The following is a 15,823-nucleotide window of genomic DNA, read 5'->3' as shown; positions in this document are numbered from 1 at the left end:
ATTATGGTGAGTGATTTAGATAATAATTACCCAGATACACAAAGGAATCAATTCTCTTACCATTTTAAAACACTCACCATAATGGCGAAAAAGGTGAGGGTGTATATCTATGCCTGTTTTCTCTTTAAGCCTCTTAAATAATGAACTCACTTCAAAATAACTCATAGGCTTACCTTTATTTTCACCTTTTAATTTTAAAAACACAAAATTAGTATCTATTTCTAACTCGTCTAAAATCTCATACTCATAGTCATCAAACGAGTTCATTAATTCCTGAGATATATGTATCTCTCTTTCACCAGTTTTTAGTTTAGCCCCATTAACTAATTCGCCTCTATCAACTAACCTTATTTTATGACCTCTATTATAATCACATATAAAATCTTCAATGTAGAGTGATAAGACTTCACCGATTCGGAGACCTGTTTCAAATAGAAGTCTTATTAAAAATTTATCTCTAATATTGCTCGTTGCATTATATATTTTTTCAACTTCTTCTTTACTAATAACTTTTAGTTTTTTTCGTGGTTCCTTAATTTTCAATATGTTTCTATTTGAAGGTTTATCTTTATTTACATGATATAAAAAATCCTTATATGCTCTATGACCACCTGTATATACTTGTTTCATTAATTTATCAATCACATCATTATCAATTTCTTCTGACCTAAATAAATAATCATAGAAATTAGTTACAGCCGAAATGTATAAGTTTACTGTTTTTTCTGTTCGCTTCGATTTAGTTGCCTTTAATATAAGAACCTTACTACTCTCATATGGATTTCTTAACCAACCAACGAAATCTGATAAATTATTTATATTTACATTTTTATAATCTTTATCAATCTCTTCTAAATATTGAAAATATAATTTAAGAGCGTAGCTATATGTCTTTTGAGTATTAAAGCTCTTCCCCGTATTATCTATGTGCTTTAAGTATTTGGCTACTGAAATAATAGGTGCTCCTTTACTATTTAACAATAAGTATCTCTTTTTATTATCATCCAATATCACTTCTTGAACTTTCATTTTCTATCCACCTTTCTTTCCTTTATCATGTGTTAATCTAAACTATTTATACTAACAATTTATTATTGTTTTAATAATTATAGGTAAAACAAAAATATACCGAGTAGATAGTTATTTTAAACTATCTACTCGGTATTTATAATACTCTATTTAAGCAAAAACCTGCTTTTTCTTTATGCTCAGGGTTCTTATTTTTGGGTATTTATGGTATAATAAGGTATCGAAAAAAGGATGTGAATGTGAAATGAAATATCATGAAACACTAGATTATTCATTTCTTCTAGATCAAAATCATTACATATATGATCATATAGAAGACCAGAAAACATTGCATATATATATAAAATCTAAACCACATAGTTGCAATTGTCCTAAATGTGGTGTAGAAAGTAATGCTAAGCACGCAACATATCAACGAACTATACAAGATACCCCTATTCACTGTAAGCTGACTTTCCTACACGCTAACGTATACAAATATGATTGTGAGAACCCTGACTGCAACTGTAAAGTATTTATGGAAGATCTACCTTTTGCAAAAGCTTCACAGGTACGTACAGACTCTTTGAATTCTCTTATACTTGGTGTATCTATGTTCTTAAGCAATGAGGGCGCTAGTAAAGTTTTATCATTTCTAGGTGTCCAAATAAGCAACGATTCCATCCAACGTTTGTATGATTATATTGAATTTGTAGATGACCATGATGTAGATGCTGTTGGCATTGACGACGTAGCTATTCGAAAAGGACAGTCATATGCAACTGCTATCTATGATTTAAAGGATCATCATCTTATAGCGCTTCTTAATGGTAGGGATGCAAACACTTTGAAAGAATGGTTGAAAGATCACAAAAGAATACGACTGGTAGCTAGAGATCGTGCTAGTGCCTATGCTACCGCAATCAATGAAATTCTACCCGAATGCGTTCAAGTAGCAGACCGTTTTCATATTCTACAAAACCTCCTTGGCTATTTGAAAGATATTTTCAAAGAAGAGATGCCACCTAGTGTTTATATTTGTGATGGTAAAATATTAGATAATGCTCCTAAGAAAGTACTAATAGAAAAGAAACCTAACGAGGAATATATTAATTCATTACAATATGACAATACACCTCCAAAGAATCCAGATGATTCGGAGCATATATATGATAATAAAAAGCATTTACTTACAACTAAACAATACGTTGCTCAGGCTGAAGGCAGAAAAAAAAACAGCAATTAATCCGTGAAATACAAGACTATTGGAATGGTTTAGAAAATAAAAGTGTAAAGATCATATCAGAAAAATTTCAAATAGCACTACCTACAGCAAAAAAATATGTTGAAATATCAGAATTGGAGATTAATAGTCTGGATTCGCCAACAAACTATAAAAAGCGAGAATCGCCCATGAATGACTGGTTGATTATCATTTTTAAAATGATGGATGATGGTCATAGCAGTGAGACGATATACTTTTATATCCTGCGGCAGCCTAGTTTTTGTGAAAGTAAACATAAACTTGCGGATTATATTTACATCATAGGAAAAAACAACTTCCCATATCGAGCACCATTCTCCGCGAAGTATCTTATGGAAAGGGTTATTCCTTTAGATGTCATCGTTTTAAAGCGAACAGAAATATTAAAATATTTATTTACCTGTAATCCTAAAGTCAAAAAAGATGAAAAAGTAGGCATGTATATTGATTTAATAAAAGAAAAATATCCAGTAGCCGCTCGGGTGGAATTTATTTTCAAAGAATTTCATGGCACTATAATGGGTACTGATCCAGATAAGTTGGAAGAATTTTTAAAAGAATTTGAAGACAGTGAAATAAAGTCGTTTTGTAATGGAATAAAAAAGGATATTGATCCCGTCAAGAATGCAATATCCTACACTATAAGCTCTGGATTTGTTGAAGGAAACAACAACAAATTCAAACTTCTTAAACGTATTGTATACGGAAGAAGTGGATTAGTCAATCTCACAAAGAAATGTAAACTTGCATTTCTTCCTAAAGATAAAGAATTTAGTTTATCTGCTTTAATATAAAAATGAGCAGATAGTGTATAAACTACCTGCTCATTCTTAATATTAGGAAACACCCAAAGCTCAGTAAGAACCTTAAAATGCAGTCTCGCTCTTTTTTTTAAAAATTCGATAAAGTTTTCAAGTTTTATGCCGATAATAGATATAAAGGCAGGGTGCCTGTTTATAATTTATAGTAAATGTGGTTGGAGGATAAAATGAAGGATGTTTTAGAGTTAATAGATGTGGTGGAGGAAAATATAGTTGAATATGATATGAAAAAATTTAAGGAGACAGTGGCTGTATTAGTGGAAAAAATATTCTATATTCTACCTAAATTAGACGAGAAATACATAAAGCATATAAACATTATATTTCAAAATATAAATGTTGCATTGAATAATAAAGACTATTTACTTTATCAGGATATTTTAGAGTTTGAGTTAAAACCAATATTGAAAAATGCAAGAATGAGTTAGGAGAAAGCATTTATGGAAATGTATGAAAAAAATTTAAGGTTTTTTAAAGAAAATTTAAGTGTAGTTTATGAAGATATTATGAGAGAACAATATAAGTATAATTCATTAATTTATAAGGTAGGAAACGGAAAAAATTTATTAGTAGAACATAATGGTAGAAAATGTTATATTCATAGCATTTATGATACTAATAGAGAAGTAGATATAATGTTTAAAGGCATAGATCGGAATACTAAGAATCTTTTGATTTTTGGTATTGGATGCGGATATGCAGTTGATTATATAGTGAGTAATTTTAAAAAGCTTGAAAAGGTAATTATAGTAGAACCGGACTTAAATCTTTTCATAACATTATTAAATTTTATTGATGTACAGGGGTTACTACTCAAACTGAAACATATCACTTTTATTATTAATAAAACATATATAGAAGCAACAAGTATTATTTGGAGTTGTTTAAGTGCTGGGATGAAAGATGGTGTGTCTATAGTTTATAATATTTCCTATAGGACGCTTTATCCTGGATATTTAGAGTCAGTTATGGGAAAATGGAGTAAGTATTTAAATGGTACTAAAGTAAATATAGCTACAAATGATTCTTTTTTATACACTTGGCCAGTAAATATTTTTAGAAATATAAAGCAAGAGGCACTTCCTATAGAAGAATTAATTGATAAATTTGGAGATATACCAATAATATTGGTTTCAGCTGGTCCGTCACTTAATAAGAATATGCATCTTTTGAAGAAAATTAAAAATAAAGCTATAATTGTAGCAGTGGGTTCTGCAATTAAAATATTGGATAGTAATGGTATTAATCCTCATTATAGATTTGCAATTGATGGCGGTGACGAAGAAGAAAATATATTTAAAAATATCGATACTTATAGTTCAACATTGGTATTTAGCGATGAATTCTACTATAAAATATTACCTAAATATAAGGGCAAAAAAGTAAGAATGGTGTTAGACACCACACATTTACTTCGGTACATGCAAAAAGATATATTCAAGTCTAAATTTACAATTAAAAGTGGATTTTCAGTAGCCAATGTTGCTTTAGATGCGTTTATTAAATTGGGTTTCAAAAAAATTATTTTTATAGGTCAAGATTTATGCTATACAGAAGATAGTCTATATGCAAAGGGTTCATGGACTAGTGAAAAAATAGATGTTTCTATGGAGAAGTATATTAAGACAAAAGATGTTTTTAACAAAAGGGTTTATACTGATAGTTCATTTATGGGAATGAAATCGTTGTTTGAAGATATGATAGAGATGAACTCAGAGATAGAATATATAAATTCAACCGAAGGTGGATTATATATTGAGGGAACTTCAAATAAGACGTTTGAGCATGTTATGCGGGAAGATTTATTAAAAGAATACGATATAGAAAAAATTATTACTGATATTTATGAGGAATACAACTTTTCACAGAATAGCGACAAAATATATAACACTGTAATTAATGTTGATTTGGAAATTAATGAATTATTAATTGAAAATGAGAAACGCATTAAGATTCTCAAAAAAATTAATAGGTATAAGGAAAAAAAAATGGGAGTTAATAGATTAATTTCTGAATTAGATTATGTTAAATCTTTTGAAGATATTCTAGAAAAAAATTCTTTTTATAAAGTTAGTTTGAAAAATGCTCTAGCTTCCAAGTTTAGTGCTATTTATGCAAATTTTTATTATAGTGGAACTAATAAAATAGAAGAATTAAATTCAAGGCTAAACATTGAGTTTGGGAAAGCCCTAGAATTAGAGAAGTATTTAAAGCTGCTAAAATCCTTAATTGAAGAGTTTAAAACTAGTGATGTATAAAATGATTACAAATATTCTAATATTCTAAGGAATGATGATGGATGAATAATAATGTTGAGCAATTATTAATTAAAAAAAACTGTACTATTAAAGATGCACTGGGGGTAATTGATAATGGGGCTAAGGGAATTATATTAGTTGTTGATGGAGATAATAAACTAATTGGGACAATAACTGATGGTGATATAAGGAGAGCTTTGTTGAAAGGGCTAAAACTTGAGGAAAGTCTACAGGATTTTATTCATTATAATCCTGTAGTTGCCTATAATGATATGGGTAGGGAAGAAATAAAGGATATATTTATTAAAAAAGCTGTGAAACAAGTTCCAATTTTAAATAGAGAGGGTAAGGTCGAAAGACTATTAGATATAAATGATTTGCTACTCCCAGAAGGAAAGGAAAACTTTGTAATAATAATGGCTGGAGGACTAGGGACAAGGCTTAAAGGACTAACAGAAGAATTGCCAAAATCTATGCTAAAAATAGGACAAGACCCTATTCTTCAACACATAATAAATAATTACAAGCAATACGGATATAATAAAATATTACTTTCTGTTAATTATAAGGCGGAGATTATACAAAATTATTTCCAATCAGGGTATGCGTATGGTGTTAAAATTGATTATGTAAAAGAAACTAAAAGGCTAGGGACAGGTGGTGGAATTAGGTTAGCTAGAGGATATATAGACAAGCCTTTTTTTGTAATTAATGGTGATATATTTACTAATTTAAATGTAGAGAATATGATGGACTTTCATATCAATAATAAATATGATTTGACTGTAGGTGTTAGAAAACATGGTTTTACTATTCCTTATGGTATAATAAATTCAGAAAAATGTATTATTAAGAGCATTGAAGAAAAACCTACTAAAGAATATTTAATAAATGCTGGCATCTATTGCATAAATCCAGATGTTATTGATTATATTCCTAAGGATGAATATTATGAAATAACTGAATTAATAAATAAATGTATAAAGCAAGGCAAAAGAGTGGGTAGTTATGAAATAAAAGAATATTGGATGGATATAGGTAAAATAGAGGATTATTATAAAGTGAATGAAGATGTTTCTGAGCTACTCTGTTTAGACAAAGAAGGTGAAAAAAATAATGATTAATGAGGATATTCTTGCAATAATTCCTGCAAGGGGCGGCTCTAAAGGTATACTAAGAAAAAATATTAAGATTTTGAATGGTAAACCTTTGATAGCTTACACCATAGAAGAAGCATTGAAGAGTAAGTATATTAAAAGAGTAATAGTATCTACAGAAGATGAGGAAATTGCTAGTATAAGTAAGGCTTATGGTTCAGAAGTTCCTTTTTTAAGACCTAAGGAGTTAGCGAATGACGATACGGCAACTATAGATTGCATTTTACATATGTTAGATTCACTGAGGGAAAAGGAAAGGTATATTCCTAAATATGTATGCTTATTGCAGTGTACGTCGCCGCTTAGAACTGTTGAAGATATTGATGGCACAATTGAAAAACTTCTTAAAACTGGTATAGATGGATCTGTATCTGTTTGTGAGGCAGAAGTGAACCCCTATTGGACCAATATATTTGATGGTGATAAATTAAAATATTTTATAGAAGAAGGCAGACAAATAGTGAGAAGACAGGATTTACCTAAAATTTATAGAGTAAATGGTGCAGTTTATGTAATAAAAATGAATGTTTTAATGCATAAAAAAACATTTGAAACAGAAAACATAACAGGGTATGTTATGAATAATGAAAAATCATTAGATATAGACAATGAAATAGATTTTAAATTTGCTGAATTACTTATGAAGGAATGTGAAAATCATGCGTAAAATTGCAGTAGTAACTGGAACAAGAGCAGAGTATGGACTACTTAAAAATACATTAAATAAAATAAAAGAAAATAGTAACTTAGAGCTTCAATTAATAGTAACTGGTACACACTTATCAGATAACTTTGGGTATACTATAAATGAGATTTTAGAAGATGGATTTAAAGTAGATGAAACACTACCTATTATAATGGAAACTAGCAGTAAAGGCACTATGGCTAAAGAAATGGGATTATTAATGATTCAACTTTCTCAGGCTTTTGAAAGGCTGAAACCAGATATATTGCTTGTTTTAGGTGATAGATATGAATTATTTGCGGCAGTGTCAACTGCAATGACCATGAACATACCAATTGCGCATATATCGGGTGGAGAAATTACAGAAGGCGCTATCGATGGACAGATTAGGAATGCTATAACTAAAATGGCTCATATTCATTTTCCGGGTGCAAAGGTATATTCTGAAAATATAATTAGTATGGGTGAAGAGGCATGGAGAGTTTTTGATATAGGCGACCCTGGAATTGAAAATATTAAGTTAACAAATTTTTTAAGTAGAGAAGAACTAAAAAGACAATTAAACGTTATTATAGATAAGGATACTATACTTGTTACATATCATCCTGTTACTCTTGAAATGGATGATCTTTCATATCAAATTGAAAGTTTAATTAAGGCTTTAAATATTGTAAATAAGAAAATGATAATCACATACCCTAATGCAGACAATGGTGGCAACTATATAATAAAAAAACTTGAAGAATTTGCAAAGCTAAATTCTAATGTTCACTTATTTAAAAGCTTGGGAGTTTTAAGGTACTTAAGTATTATGAAATTATGTTGTACAGTAATTGGTAATTCGTCTAGTGCTTTAGTTGAGGCACCTTATCTAAAGATTCCTGTTGTCAACATTGGTAATAGGCAAAAGGGAAGGCTTATGGCTGACAACATTATTAGTTGTAGTAATAATTATGAAGATATAATAAAAGCTATTACTAAATCTTTAAGCTATGAATTTAAAGAAAAAGTACAGTTTACAAAAAGTCTTTACGGAGATGGGGATACAAGTGGAAAAATAGTTTCAGTGATTGAAAATATCGAAATTGATGATAAATTAATAAAAAAGAAGCTTATTTGGAGTTGATGTTATGTCAGTATTTGTAATTGCAGAAGCAGGGGTAAATCATAATGGAAACATAAAAACAGCCAAAGAACTTGTAGACATGGCTGTAGAATGTGGAGCAGATGCTATAAAGTTCCAAACATTTAGGGCAGAAGAGAGTACTGGAGTATTTGCAGATAAAGCACAATATCAAAAGGAAAATGATCCAATAAAAGAAAGTCAACTTGAAATGATAAAAAAACTAGAATTGCCTTTTGAACAGTTTAGAGAAATTCAGAATTATTGTAACGAAAAGAAAATTATTTTTATTTCTACACCTGATGGGGTAGATAGTTTAAATTATTTGGATAGTTTAAATGTCCCGTTAATAAAAATAGGTTCTACCGAAGTTACAAATTATGAATTCCTTAAGCAAATAGGAGAAACAGGAAAACCTATAATTCTATCTACAGGTATGAGTACGTTAGGTGAGGTGGAAAAGGCAGTTGATGTTATATATTCGACAGGGAACAAAGATGTGAAATTAATGCATTGTATAACAGATTATCCTACTGCTATAGAGGATGTTAACTTGAATGCTATGGTTACATTAAGAAATGCTTTTAAAATACCAGTTGGATTTTCTGATCATACATTAGGCAATGAATCGGCGGTTGCAGCGGTAGCTTTAGGTGCAGAATTTATAGAAAAACATATAACTTTAGATAGAGGTATGGGTGGTCCTGACCATAAAGCATCAATGGACCCAAATGGATTTAAGGAGTATGTTGAATATATAAGAAATACAGAGAAGTTATTAGGTAGCGGAATAAAAAGTCCAACCGACAGAGAACTTGCTATAATGAAAGATATAAGAAGAAGTATAGTATCATCCTGCGATTTGAAAAAGGGAACTATATTGAAAAAACATATGTTAGCGTATAAGAGACCTGGTAATGGAATAAAGCCAGAGATGGCTGACGTCTTAATTGGAAGAGGACTTAAAAGAGATATGAAAAAAGACGAGGTTATTGAATGGAAAGACATTTAAAACCAATAGGTGGTGAATTTTGGATTGATAGTAGTGTGCTGGATATTACCCAAAATGATTTTCGGGATTTAAAAGCAGTATTTTTAAATGGGGGCCAAAGTGCAATTCGATTTATAATCGAGGATAGTAACTTTAAAGAGGATGAATATATACTTATGCCTGCTTATTTGTGTCCTACAATTTTATATAGTTTTGAAAGAAAAAGTATTCATTTTGTTTTTTACGAAGTAAATGAAGATTTATCTATCAATTTGAATGATATTAAAAATAAATTAGACCAATATAAGGTAAAAGGTATATTTTTTATAGACTACTTTGGGTTTTATCATAGTGACCAAACAATTCAATTTCTTAAATCAATTCAGCAAACTGGAATAATATTAATTGAAGATGCAGTACAAATGTTTTGGTTCTCTAAAAAAGAAAAGTTTATAGGTGATTATATATTTAATAGCTATAGAAAATTTTTACCCATTGACGGAAGTTTGGTTTTATGCAATAAATCTGTTGATTTTGATACAATTAAAGACAAGTATTATAAACTAATTAATGAGGCGAGATTAAACAAAACTGAGTATGTAAAATTACATAGTGGAAATGAAGAAGAGTTTTTGAAATTATTTAATCAAGCTGATAAAGCTTATTATAAAAGAGAAAATGTAAATGGTATGGATAATGAATCAAAAGAGTCTTTAAATAAAACAAATTATGAATTAATAAAGAAACTTAGAACAGATAATTATAATTATTTATATGAAATACTAACGAAATTTAGTAATATAAAAATTTTATTCAATAAGGAACTAATAGAAGATAATGTGCCTTTAGCATTCCCTATATTAATTAATAATAGGGACTTTATTAGAAAAGAGTTGAGAATACATTCGATTTATTGCCCAATACACTGGGATATTAGAAATGAAAATTTGATAAATAAATTTGAAAAAAGTATATACATATCTAATAAAATATTAACTATACCTATTGATAATAGATATAATTTTCAAGATATGGATAGAGTAGTTAATGCAATTATAAATTTAATAGAAAGTGGTGAGCATTTAAATGAAAACATTTGATGATATGTGGGAAGTAATACATCAAGAACAGGAGTGGGGAAAGTATCCTTCAGAGGAAGTAATTAGATTTGTAGCAAGAAATTTTTATAAGCTTGACAGAAAAAAAATAAGAGTATTAGATTTTGGATGTGGTACTGGTGCAGTAACTTGGTATATAGCAAAAGAAGGATTTGATGCATATGGTTTCGATGGTTCTGAGACAGCAATAAAAAAAGCTATAATGAGAATTGAACAAGAAGGCTTAAAAGCAAATTTATTGGTAGCTGATGCTGGTAATCTTTCTTATGAAGATAACCATTTTGATGCTATTGTGGATTCAGCTGTAATATGTGGAAATAAGCTATATGATGTAAAAAATATATTAACTGAAGCAAAAAGAGTGTTAAAAGAGGGGGGCAAAATATTTTCTACCGGATTATTTAATTGTAAAACTACAGGATATGGAACAGGTGAAAAACTGGAGGAAGGTACTTATAGAGAAATGACCGAAGGTGCACTTGCACATAGAGGAACTGTACATTTTTTTACAGTAAATGAAATAAAAAGTACTTGGGAAGAAGCAGGATTTAAAAATGTTAAAATTGACTCAGTAGAAAGAACAGATATGGGCGGGGAATACACTATAGGTTTTTTTATTGTAGAGGCAGAAAAATAAAATATCTTAATGGAACAAACAGTATAAAGGAGTTCTTAGATGTATAGGGTATTTAATAGTTGTGATGATGAATGGAATTTGTATTTGAATAAGTTACCTACTTATGTTCAAGATATTTATTATACAAGTGAATATTATAAAATGTATGAATTGAATGGTGACGGTAAAGGAAAACTATTTATTTACTATGACATATATGGTAATATAGCATTTTATCCGTTTGTGTTAAGAGAAATAGAAGGATATAAGCTAGATGATAAATATTATGATATTGAAACAGCATATGGATATGGTGGACCTATTTTAAATTGTAGTGATGGAGAATTTATGAAAGACTTAGAAGAATGTTTCATAGATTATTGTAAAAAAAATAATATCGTAGCTGAGTTTGTAAGATTTCATCCTCTAATAAAAAATGAAAAGTTATTGAATAATAATATAGATATAATACATAATAGAACTACAGTATGGTTGGATTTAACAAAGAGGCTAGAAGAAATTTGGGATCAAGATATAATAAGTAAAAATAGAAATATGATAAGAAAAGCTGAAAAAAATGGTCTGCATGTAGAAGAGAGTAAAGATTTTGAAACTTTTAATAAAATATATAATTCAACAATGAATAAAGTACATGCAGATAGTTATTATTATTTTAATGATAGTTATTACGAAACTATTAAAGATAATAATAATTATATATTACTTAATGTAAAAAAGGATAATCTAGTTATTGCATCAGCGATATTTATGGGGTATGGAGATTACTTTCATTATCATTTAGCTGGTAGCTTAAAAGAATATTTAAAATTTGCGCCTAATAATCTGTTACTATGGGAAGCTATAAAATATGCACAGAAAAAAGGTTATAAGAAAATGCATTTTGGAGGAGGTCTTACAAATAGCATTGAGGATAATCTTTTTAAATTTAAAAGTAGTTTTTCAAAAGAATGTGCTGATTTTTATATAGGGAAAAGGATACATAATCAAGAGGTTTATGATTATCTTATAAGAAAATGGGAAGAAAAAAACAATGAAAAAGCTAAGATATTACTTCAGTATAGAGCAAAGTAGGGTTAATTAGAGATAGTATAAGGATGTGAAATAATGAACTTAAAAGGCAAAAAAGTACTTGTAACTGGTTCAGAAGGCTTTATAGGAAGTCATCTAACAGAAAGGCTTGTTGAAATTGGAGCAGATGTAACAGCTCTTGTCCAATACAATTCATTTAATAACTGGGGTTGGATAGATAGCTTTGATAAAAGAATAAAAGATAATATTCAGGTTGTAACTAGCGACATTAGAGAATATGATGGAATGAAAAGTATTGTTAAAGGGCAAGATGTTGTGTTTCATCTTGCAGCACTAATAGCCATACCATACTCGTACCTATCGCCTATGGCCTATATACGTACGAATATTGAAGGAACTGCAAATGTTCTTGAAGCCTGTAGGGATTATGATATACAGAAAATAATACATACATCAACTTCAGAAACTTATGGAACCGCATTATATGTTCCTATTGATGAAAAACATCCTATGCAAGGTCAATCTCCTTATTCTGCATCTAAAATAGGTGCAGACAAGATTGCAGAAAGTTATTATAGAAGTTTTAGCACCCCAATTGCAACGATAAGACCATTTAACACTTATGGACCTAGGCAATCGGCAAGGGCAATAATCCCAACTGTTATTTCACAGATTTTAGCAGGAAAAACTGAAATTAAACTTGGAAGTCTTACACCAACCAGAGACTTTAACTATGTAAAAGATACAGTAGAAGCATTTATAAAGATATCAGAAAGTGATAAGACTATTGGGGAAGTTATAAATGCTGGGTCAAATCATGAAATTAGCATAGGTGATTTAGTTAATAAAATAATTAAGTTGTCCAATAGAAATGCAAGTATTGTGTGTGATGTAGATAGATTAAGACCAGAAAAAAGCGAAGTTAGCAGGTTATTGGCAGATAATAACAAAATCAAACAATTAACACACTGGAAGCCACTTTATAGTTTAGATGAGGGTCTGTTAGAAACTATATCTTGGATAGAAAAAAACATGCATTATTTTAAAACAAATGTCTATAATGTTTAGAAAATATATGTATATAATTACTACATAGTAACTTAGAGTTATTCTAGAAATAAGAGGAGTGAATAAAATGTCACCCAATGAAATATTTAGTGGAATAGAAGGTAAAGTTATAGAGTTAATAGAGAATAAAGAATTTCAAGAAGTACATACATTAATCAGAAACTTTCAAATTGGATTATATTCAATGGAAACAGTTGTATTGATAAATGAAAAAAAATATTATGAAGCAGAAGAACTATTAAATACAACGTTGGGAAAAGTGGGACAAACATTTGATTTGTTATATAATTTAGGATATATATATGAAATAACTGGTAGATTTAATCAAGCCCTTGATAAGTATAATGACTGCTTGAATTATTGTGAGGATGAAAAATCAAAGAAAGATATTGAAGAAATCATAGTTAAATTAGTAAATGAACATACGAATGAACCATTAGTTAGTGTATGCATGCCAATTTATAATGATGAAAAGGACATTATTAAAGCAGTAAACAGTGTTTTAAATCAAACATATAAGAATTTTGAAATAATTATTTGTGATAATAATTCTGAGGATAAAACTTTCCAATTATTAAAAAGCATAAAAGACATAAGAATTAGATTGATTAGGAATAAAGAAAATATAGGATGGCTATTAAATTCTAATAAAGTAATGAAGTTAGCCGTTGGAGAATATGTAACAACTTTACATGGTGATGATTATTTTAAAAATACTTATATTGAAAGTGTTGTTAATATTTTTAACTATAACGAAAATGTAGGTGTACTACATTTTATTGATAAAAATATGAAAAAACATTATTTCGATGATCAATCCTATTTTAATAGTGAAAATTATTATTCTAAAATTGCAAGTTTAAATTGTATGCCATCACCAACTCAGACTGCATTTAGAAGAAAAGCTTTATGTGGAACAAATTATTATGGAAAGGATTACTGGACTGTAGAAGCAAGATTATCCATGGAGATTGCTGAACAAGGGTTTGATGCATACATTGAAGGAAGGTATTTATTTGAAAGATATGGAGGAACAGAAAAGGATAGTAGTCAAATAGACAAACAAATTTTAAGGTTTAATCATTTATTTAAATTCTATGAAGACTATAAAAATGATATTAGAATTAATAAAATTGACTTATGTGATTTGAAAAATAATGTATGTCAAAGCTTTTTAAATATATATAAACTTAGCAATATAGATGAAGTAACTAAGAAATTATTTAAACAGAGTAAAGAAAATTTAAAAACAGATTTAGAATTATTTGAAACAGTATTTGACTATATATTTGATGAAAATTAAGATAATATTAAATTTTAAGGAGGGTTGGTTAATATGAAAGTAGTGATACTAGCAGGAGGTTTCGGAACTAGATTAAGTGAAGAGACAGAATTAAAACCAAAACCAATGGTTGAAATAGGTGGTAAACCGATACTTTGGCATATAATGAAGTTATATTCTAGTTATGGTTACAATGAATTTATAATTTGCTGTGGTTACAAAGGATATATTATAAAAGAATACTTCGCTAATTATTATATGCATATGAGTGATTTAACAGTTGATTTACATTCAGGAGACATAAAATACTATAATAGTAAAGCGGAACCTTGGAAAATCACTCTTATTGATACAGGTATGAATACGATGACTGGAGGAAGATTAAAAAGGATAGAAGAGTATATTGAAAATGAAACGTTTATGATGACTTATGGCGATGGGATAGCAGATGTTAATATTAACAAGATTTTAGAGTTCCATAAAAATCATAAATATATTGCTACGGTTACAGCAGTACAACCATCAGGAAGATTTGGAGCATTAAATATTAATAGTGATAGTTCTGTTAAAACATTTACGGAAAAGCCAAGTGGGGATAATGCTTGGATAAATGGAGGTTTTTTTGTATTAGAACCTAAAGTGTTTGATTATATTCAAGATGATAATACTGTATTTGAAAAAGAACCACTTGAACATCTTGCAAAAGATGATGAGTTAAGTGCATATAAACATGAAGGATTTTGGAGACCAATGGACACATTAAGGGATAAAAGCTTGCTAGAAGAAATATGGGAAAGTGGTGAGGCTCCATGGGCAGTGTGGAAATAGTAAAGACTGAACTTGAAGGCGTATATGTTGTGAAAAATCCAGTTTTTAGTGATTCAAGAGGAATATTCACTAAAATCTACAATGAAGAGTTATTTAATCGATTTGGTATTTGTACTGATTTCAAAGAATCTTATTATACAAATTCAAAAAAAAATGTTATTAGGGGAATGCACTTTCAAAAGCCACCATATGACCAAAATAAATTGGTATATGTTCCTAAGGGTAAAATTACTGATGTGATATTAGATTTAAGACAAAGTTCTAGAACTTATAAAAAATTTATTACTATAGAAGTATCAGATAGCAATAGTCATTCGATATATATTCCGAAAGGATTAGCACATGGATTTAGATCGTTAATGGATGATACTATCGTTGTTTATCAAGTATCTACAGTTTATAATTTAGAAAATGATAGCGGAATTAGATGGGATAGTTGTGGAATCGAATGGGGTATACTTAATCCTATTATTTCAGTTAGAGATAAATCATTTAGTAAATTAGATGATTTTAACACATTATGGTAGATTTTAAATAATATATGTCGGAGGAAT

Annotated in this window: 16 protein-coding genes; 15 read left to right on the top strand and 1 reads right to left on the bottom strand. The window is 29.1% G+C overall.

Annotation, left to right across the window (positions count from 1 at the left end):
• Window positions 1-15: 15 nt before the first annotated feature.
• Window positions 16-1,029 (bottom strand): site-specific integrase, encoded by a 1,014-nt coding sequence (locus KPL51_RS13910; protein WP_224854269.1) that lies wholly within the window; start codon window positions 1,027-1,029, stop codon window positions 16-18.
• 244 nt (window positions 1,030-1,273) lie between these two features.
• Between KPL51_RS13910 and KPL51_RS13905 the strand changes: the two genes are divergently transcribed.
• The 15 genes from KPL51_RS13905 to rfbC all read left to right on the top strand — a co-directional run bounded on the left by KPL51_RS13905 (window position 1,274) and on the right by rfbC (window position 15,796).
• Window positions 1,274-2,254, top strand: a complete 981-nt coding sequence (locus KPL51_RS13905) for an ISL3 family transposase (protein WP_216162671.1) — start codon at window positions 1,274-1,276, stop codon at window positions 2,252-2,254.
• 167 nt (window positions 2,255-2,421) lie between these two features.
• Window positions 2,422-3,066 (top strand): transposase, encoded by a 645-nt coding sequence (locus tag KPL51_RS13900; protein WP_224854265.1) that lies wholly within the window; start codon window positions 2,422-2,424, stop codon window positions 3,064-3,066.
• A 194-nt stretch (window positions 3,067-3,260) separates the two neighbouring features.
• Window positions 3,261-3,521, top strand: coding sequence for a DUF8042 domain-containing protein (locus KPL51_RS13895; protein WP_216162667.1), 261 nt, complete (start codon window positions 3,261-3,263; stop codon window positions 3,519-3,521).
• 12 nt (window positions 3,522-3,533) lie between these two features.
• Entirely contained in the window at window positions 3,534-5,351 is a 1,818-nt protein-coding gene (locus KPL51_RS13890; RefSeq protein WP_216162664.1) for a motility associated factor glycosyltransferase family protein, read from the top strand.
• A 41-nt stretch (window positions 5,352-5,392) separates the two neighbouring features.
• Entirely contained in the window at window positions 5,393-6,475 is a 1,083-nt protein-coding gene (locus tag KPL51_RS13885) for a nucleotidyltransferase family protein (RefSeq protein WP_216162661.1), read from the top strand.
• Window positions 6,468-7,175, top strand: coding sequence for an acylneuraminate cytidylyltransferase family protein (locus tag KPL51_RS13880; RefSeq protein ID WP_216162657.1), 708 nt, complete (start codon window positions 6,468-6,470; stop codon window positions 7,173-7,175). The genes KPL51_RS13885 and KPL51_RS13880 overlap by 8 nt, the downstream gene beginning before the upstream one ends.
• Window positions 7,168-8,319: a UDP-N-acetylglucosamine 2-epimerase gene (neuC, locus tag KPL51_RS13875; protein WP_216162654.1), complete on the top strand. Its 1,152-nt coding sequence runs from the start codon at window positions 7,168-7,170 to the stop codon at window positions 8,317-8,319. Before KPL51_RS13880 ends, neuC begins: the two co-directional genes overlap by 8 nt.
• A gap of 4 nt (window positions 8,320-8,323) precedes the next feature.
• The gene (gene neuB, locus KPL51_RS13870; RefSeq protein WP_216162651.1) at window positions 8,324-9,328 is read left to right on the top strand and encodes an N-acetylneuraminate synthase; all 1,005 of its coding nucleotides are present in this window, start codon (window positions 8,324-8,326) and stop codon (window positions 9,326-9,328) included.
• A complete protein-coding gene (locus KPL51_RS13865; RefSeq protein ID WP_216162648.1) occupies window positions 9,313-10,407 on the top strand; it encodes a DegT/DnrJ/EryC1/StrS aminotransferase family protein in 1,095 nt (364 codons plus the stop codon). The genes neuB and KPL51_RS13865 overlap by 16 nt, the downstream gene beginning before the upstream one ends.
• Window positions 10,394-11,062, top strand: a complete 669-nt coding sequence (locus KPL51_RS13860) for a class I SAM-dependent methyltransferase (protein WP_216162645.1) — start codon at window positions 10,394-10,396, stop codon at window positions 11,060-11,062. Before KPL51_RS13865 ends, KPL51_RS13860 begins: the two co-directional genes overlap by 14 nt.
• 39 nt (window positions 11,063-11,101) lie before the next feature.
• The gene (locus KPL51_RS13855) at window positions 11,102-12,133 is read left to right on the top strand and encodes a lipid II:glycine glycyltransferase FemX (RefSeq protein WP_216162642.1); all 1,032 of its coding nucleotides are present in this window, start codon (window positions 11,102-11,104) and stop codon (window positions 12,131-12,133) included.
• 33 nt (window positions 12,134-12,166) lie between these two features.
• Window positions 12,167-13,159, top strand: a complete 993-nt coding sequence (locus tag KPL51_RS13850; protein ID WP_216162639.1) for an NAD-dependent 4,6-dehydratase LegB — start codon at window positions 12,167-12,169, stop codon at window positions 13,157-13,159.
• A gap of 67 nt (window positions 13,160-13,226) precedes the next feature.
• Entirely contained in the window at window positions 13,227-14,462 is a 1,236-nt protein-coding gene (locus tag KPL51_RS13845) for a glycosyltransferase (RefSeq protein ID WP_216162636.1), read from the top strand.
• Between the two features lie 33 nt (window positions 14,463-14,495).
• Window positions 14,496-15,269: a glucose-1-phosphate cytidylyltransferase gene (gene rfbF, locus KPL51_RS13840; protein WP_216162633.1), complete on the top strand. Its 774-nt coding sequence runs from the start codon at window positions 14,496-14,498 to the stop codon at window positions 15,267-15,269.
• Window positions 15,260-15,796 carry a dTDP-4-dehydrorhamnose 3,5-epimerase gene (gene rfbC / locus KPL51_RS13835; RefSeq protein WP_216162630.1) on the top strand — a complete coding sequence of 179 codons (537 nt, stop codon included), beginning with the start codon at window positions 15,260-15,262 and terminating at the stop codon, window positions 15,794-15,796. Before rfbF ends, rfbC begins: the two co-directional genes overlap by 10 nt.
• The last annotated feature ends 27 nt before the right edge of the window (window positions 15,797-15,823 follow it).

This window comes from Clostridium bowmanii (genome assembly GCF_018861315.1).
GTDB lineage: Bacteria > Bacillota > Clostridia > Clostridiales > Clostridiaceae > Clostridium_AD > Clostridium_AD bowmanii.
The sequence above is the reverse complement of the archived record's forward strand: the minus strand, read 5'-3'. Positions and strand labels throughout refer to the sequence as shown.

What these genes read in the sequence shown, in the direction of transcription:
- KPL51_RS13910 (WP_224854269.1), bottom strand. Translation starts at nt 1,029, where the DNA reads ATGAAAGTTCAAGAAGTGATATTGGATGATAATAAAAAGAGATACTTA.
- KPL51_RS13905 (WP_216162671.1), top strand. Translation starts at nt 1,274, where the DNA reads ATGAAATATCATGAAACACTAGATTATTCATTTCTTCTAGATCAAAAT.
- KPL51_RS13900 (WP_224854265.1), top strand. Translation starts at nt 2,422, where the DNA reads ATGAATGACTGGTTGATTATCATTTTTAAAATGATGGATGATGGTCAT.
- KPL51_RS13895 (WP_216162667.1), top strand. Translation starts at nt 3,261, where the DNA reads ATGAAGGATGTTTTAGAGTTAATAGATGTGGTGGAGGAAAATATAGTT.
- KPL51_RS13890 (WP_216162664.1), top strand. Translation starts at nt 3,534, where the DNA reads ATGGAAATGTATGAAAAAAATTTAAGGTTTTTTAAAGAAAATTTAAGT.
- KPL51_RS13885 (WP_216162661.1), top strand. Translation starts at nt 5,393, where the DNA reads ATGAATAATAATGTTGAGCAATTATTAATTAAAAAAAACTGTACTATT.
- KPL51_RS13880 (WP_216162657.1), top strand. Translation starts at nt 6,468, where the DNA reads ATGATTAATGAGGATATTCTTGCAATAATTCCTGCAAGGGGCGGCTCT.
- neuC (WP_216162654.1), top strand. Translation starts at nt 7,168, where the DNA reads ATGCGTAAAATTGCAGTAGTAACTGGAACAAGAGCAGAGTATGGACTA.
- neuB (WP_216162651.1), top strand. Translation starts at nt 8,324, where the DNA reads ATGTCAGTATTTGTAATTGCAGAAGCAGGGGTAAATCATAATGGAAAC.
- KPL51_RS13865 (WP_216162648.1), top strand. Translation starts at nt 9,313, where the DNA reads ATGGAAAGACATTTAAAACCAATAGGTGGTGAATTTTGGATTGATAGT.
- KPL51_RS13860 (WP_216162645.1), top strand. Translation starts at nt 10,394, where the DNA reads ATGAAAACATTTGATGATATGTGGGAAGTAATACATCAAGAACAGGAG.
- KPL51_RS13855 (WP_216162642.1), top strand. Translation starts at nt 11,102, where the DNA reads ATGTATAGGGTATTTAATAGTTGTGATGATGAATGGAATTTGTATTTG.
- KPL51_RS13850 (WP_216162639.1), top strand. Translation starts at nt 12,167, where the DNA reads ATGAACTTAAAAGGCAAAAAAGTACTTGTAACTGGTTCAGAAGGCTTT.
- KPL51_RS13845 (WP_216162636.1), top strand. Translation starts at nt 13,227, where the DNA reads ATGTCACCCAATGAAATATTTAGTGGAATAGAAGGTAAAGTTATAGAG.
- rfbF (WP_216162633.1), top strand. Translation starts at nt 14,496, where the DNA reads ATGAAAGTAGTGATACTAGCAGGAGGTTTCGGAACTAGATTAAGTGAA.